Source organism: Kineococcus aridisoli, from assembly GCF_050871885.1.
In the GTDB taxonomy this organism is placed as follows: domain Bacteria; phylum Actinomycetota; class Actinomycetes; order Actinomycetales; family Kineococcaceae; genus Kineococcus.
Map to the genome: position 1 here is coordinate 1 of NZ_JBJLSF010000119.1, position 11,632 is coordinate 11,632.

Annotated in this window: 7 protein-coding genes and 1 pseudogene; 3 read left to right on the forward strand and 5 right to left on the reverse strand. The window is 75.9% G+C overall.

Features of this window, described 5'->3' with window-relative positions:
- Positions 1 to 1,048 (reverse strand): DUF4349 domain-containing protein (locus tag ACRYM2_RS21425; RefSeq protein WP_432524577.1); only part of this gene is annotated, 1,048 nt, incomplete at its 3' end.
- A 131-nt stretch (positions 1,049 to 1,179) separates the two neighbouring features.
- Here ACRYM2_RS21425 and lepA point away from each other — a divergent pair.
- Positions 1,180 to 3,090 carry a translation elongation factor 4 gene (gene lepA, locus ACRYM2_RS21430; RefSeq protein WP_432524580.1) on the forward strand — a complete coding sequence of 637 codons (1,911 nt, stop codon included), beginning with the start codon at positions 1,180 to 1,182 and terminating at the stop codon, positions 3,088 to 3,090.
- A gap of 35 nt (positions 3,091 to 3,125) precedes the next feature.
- Here lepA and ACRYM2_RS21435 read toward each other — a convergent pair whose 3' ends face one another.
- The gene (locus ACRYM2_RS21435; RefSeq protein ID WP_432524582.1) at positions 3,126 to 3,674 is read right to left on the reverse strand and encodes a signal peptidase I; all 549 of its coding nucleotides are present in this window, start codon (positions 3,672 to 3,674) and stop codon (positions 3,126 to 3,128) included.
- 1 nt (position 3,675) lies between these two features.
- The gene (locus ACRYM2_RS21440; protein ID WP_432524584.1) at positions 3,676 to 6,741 is read right to left on the reverse strand and encodes a GGDEF domain-containing protein; all 3,066 of its coding nucleotides are present in this window, start codon (positions 6,739 to 6,741) and stop codon (positions 3,676 to 3,678) included.
- 97 nt (positions 6,742 to 6,838) lie between these two features.
- Between ACRYM2_RS21440 and ACRYM2_RS21445 the strand changes: the two genes are divergently transcribed.
- Positions 6,839 to 9,358, forward strand: coding sequence for an RCC1 domain-containing protein (locus ACRYM2_RS21445; RefSeq protein ID WP_432524585.1), 2,520 nt, complete (start codon positions 6,839 to 6,841; stop codon positions 9,356 to 9,358).
- A 106-nt stretch (positions 9,359 to 9,464) separates the two neighbouring features.
- Positions 9,465 to 10,085, forward strand: a complete 621-nt coding sequence (locus ACRYM2_RS21450; RefSeq protein ID WP_432524586.1) for a TasA family protein — start codon at positions 9,465 to 9,467, stop codon at positions 10,083 to 10,085.
- Positions 10,086 to 10,095: 10 nt separating this feature from the next.
- On the opposite strand, the gene ACRYM2_RS21455 is transcribed toward ACRYM2_RS21450, so the two are convergent.
- Entirely contained in the window at positions 10,096 to 11,109 is a 1,014-nt protein-coding gene (locus ACRYM2_RS21455; protein WP_432524588.1) for an LLM class flavin-dependent oxidoreductase, read from the reverse strand.
- A 400-nt stretch (positions 11,110 to 11,509) separates the two neighbouring features.
- Positions 11,510 to 11,632 (reverse strand): annotated as a pseudogene (locus ACRYM2_RS21460) (hypothetical protein); the annotation flags it as partial.

Consider the following 11,632-nt stretch of genomic DNA (forward strand, 5'->3'; position numbering starts at 1 on the left):
ACCCTGCGCCCAGGGCCTCGAGGGTGTCGCGGGGCGCGCGCCGCGGGGGCCGGCGCCGCCGGCGCACCGCCAGCAGGGGCGCGGCGACCAGGGCGGCCGGGAGCGCGAACGGCAGCACGGCGCCCAGGACGAGGGCCGCGACGCGCACGGACTCGCCCAGGGCGCGCCAGCCGGCGGCGAGGCCCCCGCCGAACCCCGGCGCCGCCGCGGCCCGCACGGCGCCGGCGCCGGCGGTGAGCGAGACCTCGACGGTGGCCATCGACACCTGGTCCGCCAGCACCCGCTGCCGGGCCTGCAGCGCCTCCAGGTCCGCCTGCCGGCGGGCGATCTCCCCCTCGAGGGCGAGGACGTCCGGGATCGTCGTGGCCTGCGGCAGCCGGTCGCGGAAGGTCGCCAGGACCGCCTGCGCGGACACCACGCGGCTGCCGACGTCGGCCACCTCGGCCGTCACGTCGGCGGACGCCGTGCTCCGCTCCAGCTGGGTGCCGAGCGCCGCGACGGCGTCGAGGACGTCGGCGGAGCGCGCGGCGGGCACCCGCAGCGTCAGGTGGGCCTCGCCGCCGCCGTCCTGCGCGGAGCCGCCCTCCCCGGCGGCGTCGCTCGCCGCGGCGCCGCCACCGCCGCCGGGACCGGTCCGGCTGGCCGTGACGAGACCACCCGCCCCGGTGGTCAGCCGCTGCACGGCCGCGCCGGCCGCGTCGAGGTCGTCGACCCGCACGGCGATGCTGCCGGTGGACACGACCGCGCGCGGCTGCGCGGCGGGGTCCAGCGCGGCGCCGGCCGCCGGGTCGACCGCGGCGGTGGCCGCCGCGTCGGCGGCCGTGCCCGGGGCGGCCTGCTCGGCGGTGGACCCGACGGCGGGCTCGGCGCCCGAGCCGGCCGAGGAGCCCGAGCCGGCCGAGGAGCCCGAGCCCGAGCCGGTGCACGCGGCGCCCGCCAGCAGCAGCAGGGCCAGCGCGGGCGCGAGCAGGGCGCGGCGGCGGGCCGCTCGCGGTGGCCGGGCCGCGGCGGCTCCGCCCGGGACGCTCGGTCGGGTCGGGTCGCTCACGTCGGCACCTCCGCTCGGAGCGGTCGTCCTGACCGCGCCGCTTCGACGGTGCGCCGCCCGCGGCGGTTCCCGCCCGCCACCCCGCCCACCCGCTCGCGACGGCGGGGAGCCGCGCGGCCGGACGTGCGACGATGGGAGCCCCGCCCGAGCCCGACGGAAGGTGCACACCGCCCGTGTCCCCGAGAGCCGCCGACGCACCGGCACCCGCCGCGACCGCGCCGGAGCTGCTGCGCAACTTCTGCATCATCGCCCACATCGACCACGGGAAGTCGACGCTGGCCGACCGCATGCTGCAGCTGACCGGCGTCGTCGACGAGCGGGCCATGCGGGCGCAGTACCTGGACCGGATGGACATCGAGCGCGAGCGCGGCATCACGATCAAGTCGCAGGCCGTGCGCATGCCCTGGGGCCTCGACGGCACCGACTACGCGCTGAACATGATCGACACCCCGGGCCACGTCGACTTCACCTACGAGGTCTCGCGCTCGCTGGCGGCGTGCGAGGGGGCGGTGCTGCTGGTCGACGCCGCGCAGGGCATCGAGGCGCAGACGCTGGCGAACCTGTACCTCGCCATGGAGAACGACCTCACGATCATCCCGGTCCTCAACAAGATCGACCTGCCCGCCGCGCAGCCGGAGAAGTTCGCCGAGGAGCTGGCCAAGCTCATCGGCTGCGAACCCGAGGACTGCCTGCGGGTGTCGGGCAAGACGGGCGTCGGCGTCGACGCGCTGCTGGACGAGATCGTCAAGCAGGTCCCCGCCCCGGTCGGGGACGCGGACGCCCCGGCGCGCGCGATGATCTTCGACTCGGTCTACGACACCTACCGCGGCGTGGTCACCTACGTCCGCGTCGTCGACGGCAACCTGAGCCCGCGCGAGAAGATCGTCATGATGTCGACGCGGGCGACGCACGAGCTGCTGGAGATCGGCGTCAGCTCGCCCGAGCCCGTCCCCTCCAAGGGGCTCGGCGTCGGCGAGGTCGGCTACCTCATCACTGGCGTCAAGGACGTCCGCCAGTCCAAGGTCGGCGACACCGTCACCAACGCGGGCAAGCCGTCGACGCAGGCCCTCGGCGGGTACCGCGACCCCAAGCCGATGGTCTTCTCCGGGCTGTACCCGATCGACGGCTCCGACTACCCGCTGCTGCGCGACGCCCTCGACAAGCTGAAGCTCAACGACGCGGCGCTGTCCTACGAGCCCGAGACCTCGGTCGCGCTCGGCTTCGGGTTCCGCATCGGGTTCCTGGGGCTGCTGCACCTGGAGATCGTGCGCGAGCGCCTGGAGCGCGAGTTCGACCTCGACCTCATCTCCACCGCCCCCAGCGTGCCGTACCAGGTGACGATGGAGGACAAGAAGGTCGTCGAGGTGACCAACCCCTCGGAGTTCCCCGAGGGCAAGGTCGCCGAGGTCCGCGAACCCGTGGTGCGGGCCACGATCCTCGCGCCCAGCGAGTTCATCGGCGCGATCATGGAGCTGTGCCAGCAGCGCCGCGGCGACCTGCAGGGCATGGACTACCTGTCCGAGGACCGCGTCGAGATGCGCTACCGGCTGCCGCTGGCCGAGATCGTCTTCGACTTCTTCGACCAGCTGAAGTCGCGCACCCGCGGCTACGCCTCGCTGGACTACGACGTGGACGGCGACCAGGCCGCCGACCTGGTGAAGGTCGACGTGCTGCTGCAGGGCGAGCAGGTCGACGCCTTCAGCGCGATCGTGCACCGCGACAAGGCCTACAGCTACGGCGTGATGATGGCCGGCAAGCTCAAGGACCTCATCCCGCGCCAGCAGTTCGAGGTGCCCATCCAGGCCGCGATCGGCGCGCGCATCATCGCCCGCGAGAACGTCCGCGCCATCCGCAAGGACGTCCTGGCCAAGTGCTACGGCGGTGACATCACCCGCAAGCGCAAGCTGCTGGAGAAGCAGAAGGAGGGCAAGAAGCGCATGAAGATGGTCGGGCGGGTCGAGGTCCCCCAGGAGGCCTTCATCGCCGCGCTGTCCTCCGACGCCGCGGGCGACAAGGCCAAGGACAAGACCGCCAAGAAGTAGCCCGCCGCCCGGCCGCGACCTCGCGGCGGGGCGCTTCAGCGCGCGCCGTCGCGGCCGCCCCCGTCGACGGCGGCCAGCGCCAGCCCGGCGAGCAGCGCCAGCGCCGCCACCAGCGCCCGCACGTCGTGCTCGCGCACCCACAGCCGCGGCAGGCCCACCAGCGGGATGCGGGCGCGGGCGATCCCGCGCACCTGCTCGGCGGGCACCGGGAGGGGGTCCGCCGCGCTGTTGGCATCCCCCCGGGTCAGGTAGCCGCCCGCCTCGACCCCCACGACCCGGTGGACGACGTCGCGGCCGGGGGCGGACGGGTCCGCGAACACGACGACCTGGCCGACCTCCGGCGCGCGCTCACCGACGGGCTGGGCGACGACGACGTCACCGGGGCGCAGCACCGGGGCCATCGAGCCGCTGACGACCACGCGCGTCGGCCAGCCGAGGACGGCCGGCACCAGCGACCACAGCAGCAGCGCGGCCACCGCCCACAGCACGGTGCGGGCCAGCACCCGCACCGACCACGCCCACCAGGGCTCCCCGGCCACCCCGGTCGCCTCAGGCCCGCCGGGCACCTCGATCGCCGCGCTCACCTCACGCCCCCGTCCCGGAACCGGTGGGCAGCCGCGGCACCGAGCCCGCCGGTGCGCCGGCCCCCACGACCCGGTCGCGGCCCGCGGCCTTGGCCCGGTACAGCGCCGCGTCGGCCGCCGCGAGCACCGGGGCCACGTCGTCGCCGTCCTGCGGGAAGGAGGCCACCCCGATGCTCACCGTCAGGGGAGCGGCCGTGCCGGTCACGGCCTGCACCCGCGCGCGCAGCCGCTCGCCGAGGGCCAGCGCCTCCGCCGGCGCCAGGTCCGGCGCGAGCACGCAGAACTCCTCGCCGCCGTAGCGGGCCGCGACCGTCCCCTCGCGCAGGTCCGCGCGCAGCAGCTGCCCGACCGCGCGCAGCGCCTCGTCCCCGGCCTGGTGGCCGTGGGTGTCGTTGAGCGCCTTGAAGTGGTCCAGGTCGAGCACGAGCACGGCGCAGGTGCCCGCCCGGGCCGCCGCGTCCGCGAAGCGGTGCACCAGCAGCTCGTCGAGGGCGCGGCGGTTGCGCAGCCCCGTCAGCGCGTCCGTCTCGGCCGCCTCGCGCAGCCGGGCCACGAGCTCGGTGCGGCCTACCGCCTGCCCGGCGTGGGCGGTGGCCTGCTCGGCCAGGCGCAGCGCCCGGCGGTCCAGGCGCCGGCGGGAGCCCCGCGCGGTGCCGGCGTGCTCCACGACGAGAGCGCCGGTCAGCCCGCCGGGGTGGCCGAAGGGCAGGACGGCGACCCCACGGGCCACCGGCAGCAGCCGGTCCAGCCACGGGTCCTGCGCGGCGTCCAGCTGCGCGAGCAGCACGGGCCGCCGTTCGCGCACTGCGGTGCCGACCGCCGCACCGGCCTGCCCCGCGTGGTCCCCGGCGTGGTCCGCGGCGTGGTCCCCGGCGTGGTCCCCGGGGGAGTCGACCGGGGGCCGGGCGGCGATCACCTGCGCCGTCACCGCGGGGTCGGCGCCGGACGCCGTGGTCCCGGCCGGCTCGGCGTCGAGCAGCACGACCACCGCCCGCCGGGCGGGCAGCTCCGCGCAGGCCAGCTCCAGGAGGACCTCACCCGCCGCGACGGTGCTGTCGCAGTCCTCCAGCGCCAGGGCGAAGCGGTGCAGCACGTCGGCGTCGTGCCGGCGCCGGCGCAGTTCCCGCTCGTTGACGGCCGCGAAGGTCGCCGTGGCCAGCGTCAGGGCCAGCAGCACGGCCCCGGCCAGGGCCAGGCGCGGCAGGTCGGGCTCCAGCAGCGGCGGCCCGAACAGCCCGGCCGCGTCGCCCTCGACGACGACCAGGCCGACGAGGACCTGCCACAGGGCCACCTTCACCCCGGTGCGGAAGGAGGCCAGCAGGGTGACGGCCAGGACGTGGAAGAGCACGATGAACGGCACCGGCCCGTCGAGCCCGCCCAGGCAGCGCAGCGCCCACGCCAGGTGGGTCCCGTCGGCGAGCAGCGCGGCGCCCAGCGCCAGCTGCGCCGTGCGCCGCGGCGCCCAGCGCAGCAGCGGCACGAGGGCGACGGTGGCGCCGTGCAGGACCGCCGCGGTCACCAGCAGCGGCCACGCGCCGCCGGCCGGCGAGGGGGACAGCAGGGCCGCGAGCAGCGGCGCGACCGTCACGACCGCACGGGTCGCCCCGATCCAGCGCAGCCGGTCTTGCAGGCTGAGCAGCCCCGCCGTGCCGGTCCGCCGCGGCGGGCGGTCCTCGGTCTGCTGCGGCGGCGGGTTGCTCGTGCGCGGCACGTCGGCTCCTCGGGGACGGGGCGTGCTGGAGGCGGTCGGGGCGGGGAAGGCGAGGGGCGGATCGGGGTGCAGGGGGGCCAGCGCGAGCTTGGGGTCGCGCCGGTCGAGGTGGTCCTGCAGCGCGAGGAAGAGCACCACCACCAGGAGCAGCAGCAGCGGGAACTCGCCGTGGCGGGCCACCCCGCGCACCGTCCGCGCCATCGCGGGCGGCAGGACGCCCAGGACGGCGCTGACGCGCGCCTGGACGGCCTCGCCCACCCGCTGCGGCAGCGACCGGCGGCTCGCGCCCTCCCGCGCTCCCGGAGCGGACGCCCTCCCGGGAGCGGAGGTCGTGGCGGGAGCCGCGGTGGGGGTCGCCGCGGGCCCGCCGGGGGCCGGTGCCGCTGCGAGCGCCCTGCCGGCAGACCCCGTGGAGGTCCCCGCGGTGGGGACGCCGCGGCCGCCGGGGCCTCCCGTCGCCGCGGACGTGCGGGCGGGGACGCCCGCCCCGGCGGGTGCGGTGGTCGGTGCGGTGGTGGAGGCGGTGGTGGGGGCGGCGGCCGGTGCGCTGCGGTTCGCCGCGCCGCGGGTCGGTGCGCTGCTCGGGGCCGGGGCGGCGACCGGCGGCGCGACCGGGGCGGTGGACGGGGCGGTGGAGGGGGCGGGCGCCACGACGCGGGAGGGCGCCGGCGCAGGAGCGGTCACGGGCGGGCCGGCGCTCGGGGGCGCGGCGGGGGTCTCCGGCGAGGACGTCTCCGGTGGGTCCGTGGCCGGCGGAGCCGTCACGGGGGTGGGCGGGGTCGGCGTCAGCACGACCTCCTCCCCGGCCGTGGAGGTCGCCGTCCACACGAAGCGGGCCTGCGCGCTGCTGCCGGGCTCGGCCGTGTCGTCGACCTCGGCGGTGAAGAGGTAGGTGGCGCTGCCGGTGCCGTCGGTGAGGACCAGGTCGGTGCTCGTGCCCTCCGGGCCGGCGGTGGCCAGAGCGGCCAGGTCGCCGTCGTGCAGGCGGCCGGTCGTGCGCGTGCAGGACGGGTCCGCCGCGGCGTCCACGGTCAGCCGCAGGTGCGGGGCCAGCGGACCGGCGATGTCGGTGGCCGACAGGACGAGGCGGGCGGTGGGCGAGGAGCCGCCCCCGGCCAGCGACACCCGCACGCACCGGCTCTGCGGCTGCCCGGGCACGAGGACGGCGCTGTCGAAGACACCACCGCCGTCGCTGCTCAGGGCCGCCAGCGAGGCGGTGGCCGGGGCGCTGACCGCCGTGGAGCGGTACTCGGCCGCCGACGTCCACGCCCCGCCCAGCACCAGGGCCGTCGCCACGAGCGGCAGCAGCGCCCGGTGCCCGGTGCGGGGCAGGGTGGAGGCACGTCGGTGCGGCACGTCCCCCCCTGTCCTGCGCTGCTGGACCGCGCGGTGCGCGGCCCCCTGGGGATCGGCAGACCGGCACCACCGCCTGACCGGCCGTTCGGCTGACGGGGTGGCTGTGCGTGAAGGCGGCGGGGCGCGCGGCCGATGCAGCGGTGTGCGTGGAGACGGTGCAGCGGGTGGTGCGGCGGCGGGACAGCGGGAGCAGGGGCGCGGGCGTGCCGCGCTGCTGCTGCTCGTCCTGCTGTGCGCGGTCGCCCTGCTGCGCCCCGTCGACGCGGCCTTCACCGCCACGGCCGGTGCGGGCACCGGCCGCGCGACCTCCGGGTCCTGGGCGACGAGGGGAACGCTGGTGTGGGCAGGCAGCAACGAGACGGGTCAAGCGGGCGAGATCGCGCCTCAGGACACCGTCGCCGTGAGGCAACCCACGACCATCGCCTCCGCCGGGACGTTCAGCCAGGCTGTGACGGGAGCCAGCTTCGCCTGCGCGGTTCGGGCCGCTGATGCAGCTGGGCAACCGGCGGGGAGTGCGCTCTGCTGGGGGTACAACACCGACGGCCAGATGGGCAACGGCACTGCTGGTGCCTTCACCAGCACCCCGCAACTGGTGGACGGCGGTGGGAGCTGGCGGGTGCTCGCCGCGGGCGACTCAGCCGCGTGCGGCGTGCGGACGACCGGATCGCTGTGGTGCTGGGGCTACTGGGCCAACTCCCAGCTCGGTGTCACGACCACGGCGTCGCTCCCCCGCCCCACGGAGATCACCGCCGCCCGTCCGACCACCTGGTCCGCCGTCTCGGGCGGCGGCACGCACTTCTGCGCCCTGAGCACCGACCAGCACCTTGCCTGCTGGGGCGACAACAGCACCGGCGCCCTCGGTGTCGGCCAGACCACGCCCGGGGACGAGCGCAGCTCAGGACAGGCCTTCACGAAGGTCGAGTCCTCGGCGACGTGGTCCTCGGTCAGCGTGGGCAGGAAGCACACCTGTGCTGTCGGTGCCGGTGGGACGCTCACCAGCGGGGAAGCTGTGGTCGCTGGGGCCTTGTACTGCTGGGGTGCCGGTGCTGCTGGGCAGCTGGACGGGAGGACCACCGACCACTACGTGCCGACCCTGGTGCAGAGCGGAGATCCCGGCCGCCGTTGGGCCTCGGTCACGGCCGGAGCCCAGCACACCTGCGCGTTGACGGCTGTCGGTGGAGCCTCCTCCGCCGGTGAGCTGTGGTGCTGGGGCAAGGTGCCCGGCAACGCGAGTGTCCTGTCGGCTCCTCAGCGGTTCGCTGGTGCGTGGGCATCGGTCGCGGCCAACCCCGCCAGCGGCGGCACCGGCGCCAGGTGCGCCGTCGGCGCGACCGATGCGCGGCTGCAGTGCGTGGGTGACAACAGCGGCGGCGTCCTCGCTGACGGGAGCACGATCTCGCGTTCCGCGATGGCGGGTGCTCTCGGGTCGGACAGTTGGCGTTCGGTCTCCTTGGGGGAGAAGTTCGGGTGCGGGGTGACGACGGCTGAGACGGTCAAGTGCTGGGGGGCTGCGAACGTCGGCCAAGTCGGGACCGGAGCGCAGTGGTACTGGTACACCCTGCGCGACACGGGCGCGGGCAGCGGCCCGTGGAGTTCCGTCGATACCTACAACCGCCACACGTGCGCCGTGCGCGGTGGCCAGGCCGTGTGCTGGGGGACGGGTGCCCAGGGACAGATCGGGAACGGGAGGTCGGCCGACGCCGGCACCCCGCAGGTCGTGGACACCTCGGCGGTCGCCGACCCGCCGACCGGGTGGCGGCGCGTCACGGCCGGTGGGCAGTTCAGCTGCGGCATCGACACCGCCGGCCGAGCCTGGTGCTGGGGGGCGGCGAACCGGCTCGGGACCGCGTCGGGGCAGGGTAGTTCCGTGCCGGTGCGGGTGGACACCCCTGCGGGCATGGCCGCCGGTACGTGGGCGACGATAGACGGCGGGGCGGAATCCACCTGCGGGATCCGCAGCGAAGGCAGCCTGTGGTGCTGGGGCGACGGTGGCGAGGGCCAGTTGGGTGTCGGGGGCCTCAGTTCCACGCGGGCGCCGGTCCGCGTCGGCAGCGACGCGGACTGGACAGGGGTGCAGGTCGGGGCCGCCACCGTCTGCGGCACCCGGCGCGGTGGCTCGCTCTTCTGCTGGGGCAAGGATGACAAGGGTCAGGTCGGTGACGGTGGTGCGATGAGCAGTACCAGTCGCTTGAGCACGCCGGTGCGGCTGCCGGGGACGTGGTCCTCGTTCGCCCTGGGCGAGAGTCACGCCTGCGCGGTCAACACTGCAGGACTGCTGTGGTGCTGGGGGTCCAACGAGAGCGGGCAGTTCGGCGACGGCACCACCACCGACAGTTCCACGGCCCCGCGGAAGGCCGGTCGCCCGAGCCCTGGTGCCGGCGCGGAGCCCGACGTGGACGCTGGAGCCAGCGGTGACCGCCGTTGGACGACGGTCACCGCGGGGAGTGCCTCCACCTGCGCCGTGAGCAGTGACGGCACCTACTGCTTCGGCAACAACCCTCGGGGGATGCTCGGTTTCGGCTCCACGGAAAGCCCGGTGAGGACGCCCACGAAACTGCCCGGCGGGCCCACCTACGTTCTCACCTTCTCGCACGAGACCCTCCTGGCCGTGCGCTGACGCAGCGTCACCCGTGCGGGCGCTCTGGTTGAACCTTCACGCGCCCGATGCTCCTGGAGAACCTCCCGCACCTCGACCCCGCAGACCCGCAGCCCCTGGAGATCCGATGACCACGCGCTCGAAGCTCCGCCGGGGCGTCGCCACGGCCGTCGTCCCGCTCGGGCTGCTGGCCGGCACCGCGGTCGTCGTCCACGACTCCCACGCCGCGTTCACGACGTCGACGTCGGCGCCGGGGACGTTCACCGCGGGGAACCTCGTGCTGACCAGCAGCGCCCAGTCCACGCCGTTCGCCACGGGCGCGATCAACCCCGGCACCACCGACCGGCGCTGCGTCGTCGTCACCAACGGCGGCACCACGGCCGCCGACGTCGTCCTCCACGTCACCGACTACGCGGCCCAGAACGGCGGCGACGCCGCCGGCACGAACCTCGAGGACCGCCTGCAGCTGACCGTGGAGGCCGCGCCGGGCGACCAGTCCGCGACGTGCACGTCCTCCCTCACCACCCCGACGACGCTGTTCACCGGGACCCCGAAGGACCTCTCGGCCAAGAACACCGTCGCCGCGGGCCTGCCCACGAGCGGCGTGGCGAAGGACGGGAAGGTGACCTACCGGATCACCTACGCGCTGGCGAACCAGCCGGACCTCCCCGACGGCACGGGCGGCAACAACACCGAGATGAACGACAGCATCGCCTTCAGGCTCACCTGGTTCGCGCGCAGCGTCTGAGCGGCGTCCCTCAGACCGCCGGCCGCCACCCCAGCAGCGGGCCCAGCCGCGTCGCGGTGTCGGTGAGGATCTGCACGTAGTCCTCGTGCTCGAAGCCGAACGGCAGCGCGAACACCACCTCGTCGACGAGCTGGAACCCCGCGTCGGCCTGCAACCGCTCGGCGATCTCCGCGCTGGTGCCCAGCAGGTCGTGGGCGAACAGCAGCCGCCCCGGTCCCTGGGGGACGCCGACCCGGGCGGAGCGGGGTTCGACGTACGCGCGGTACTTCTCGACCTGGGCGGGGGTGGCGGAGTCGGTGGGGACGACGACGAGGCCCTGCGAGGCGCGCCCGGCGGGGTGCAGCTCGCGGAAGGCGCGCAGGTGCGAGGCCTGGATGCGGGCGAAGTCGGTCGAGCCGTCCTCGGCGCGCACGACGCTGGAGGCCAGCAGGTGCAGGCCGTGCGCCCCGGCCCACTGCGCCGAGCGCAGGCTCGCGCCGCCGTACCAGAGCCGGTCGGCCAGGCCGGGGGAGTGCGGTTCGACCCGGTCGGTGAACACCTCGATGCCCTCGGTGCCCGCGAAGGTGCTGGCCCGCTGCCCGGCCAGCAGCCGGTGCAGGCGCAGCACGCGCTCGTAGGAGAAGTCCTCGGCGTCGGCGGTGTCGGGGTAGAGGGCCTCGCGCACCCGCTCGAAGTGCATGGGCGGGCCGACGCTGACGCCGGGGTTGACCCGTCCGCCGGTCAGGACGTCGACGGTGCCGAGGTCCTCGGCCAGCCGCAGCGGGTTCTCCCAGCCCAGCGGGGTGACGGCCGTGCCCAGCTCGATGCGGGAGGTGCGCTGGGAGGCGGCGGCCATGACGGCGACCGGTGAGGAGATGCCCGGCTGCAGGTGCCGGTGGCGCAGCCAGGCGCTGTCGAAGCCCAGCCGCTCGCCGAGCTCGATCACCTCCAGCGTGCTGCGGTGGCCGGGACCGGGGTCGGCCGGGTCGAAGGAGCCGATGGTCAGGAAGCCCATGCGGCGCAGCGGTGCTCCGGCGATCGGCATCTCAGGGCGTCCTCTCGAAGCCGGCGCTCGCGGTGACCGTCCCGGGAGCGACCTCGGTGAAGCCGCCGTCGCGCACGTCCACGCGGTCGGCGGCGGGCAGCACGGGCGCCCCGGTGAGCACCCGCAGCGGGAAGCCCGCCTGCTGCCAGGGTCCCACCGCGGCGGCGGGCAGCTGCTCGAACGCCAGCTGCGCGGCGTGCCCGACCTGCGCGGCGGCCTTGCCGGTGCTCATGCCCACCCCGGGGGTCAGCCGGACCGTCAGCAGCCCGTCCGGTGCGGGCACGGGCAGGTCGTCGGGGTCGGTCAGGTCCAGGCCGCCGACCTGCAGGGGCTTCAGCAGCGCCGGGACGTGCTCGCGCGGGTGCGGGGCGAAGGCCCGCACGGCGGCGTCGCCGGCGCGGGAGGTGCCGCAGTCCTCCTCGCGCACGATGACGTCCTGGGAGACGTCGACGAGGCGACGGGTGAGGTAGCCGGAGTCGGCGGTGCGCAGCGCGGTGTCCGCCAGACCCTTGCGGGCACCGTG

Bases quoted from the DNA above. Each gene is read 5' to 3' on its own strand.
- ACRYM2_RS21450 (WP_432524586.1), top strand. From the start codon at position 9,465: ATGACCACGCGCTCGAAGCTCCGCCGGGGCGTCGCCACGGCCGTCGTC.
- ACRYM2_RS21455 (WP_432524588.1), bottom strand. From the start codon at position 11,109: ATGCCGATCGCCGGAGCACCGCTGCGCCGCATGGGCTTCCTGACCATC.
- lepA (WP_432524580.1), top strand. From the start codon at position 1,180: ATGGGAGCCCCGCCCGAGCCCGACGGAAGGTGCACACCGCCCGTGTCC.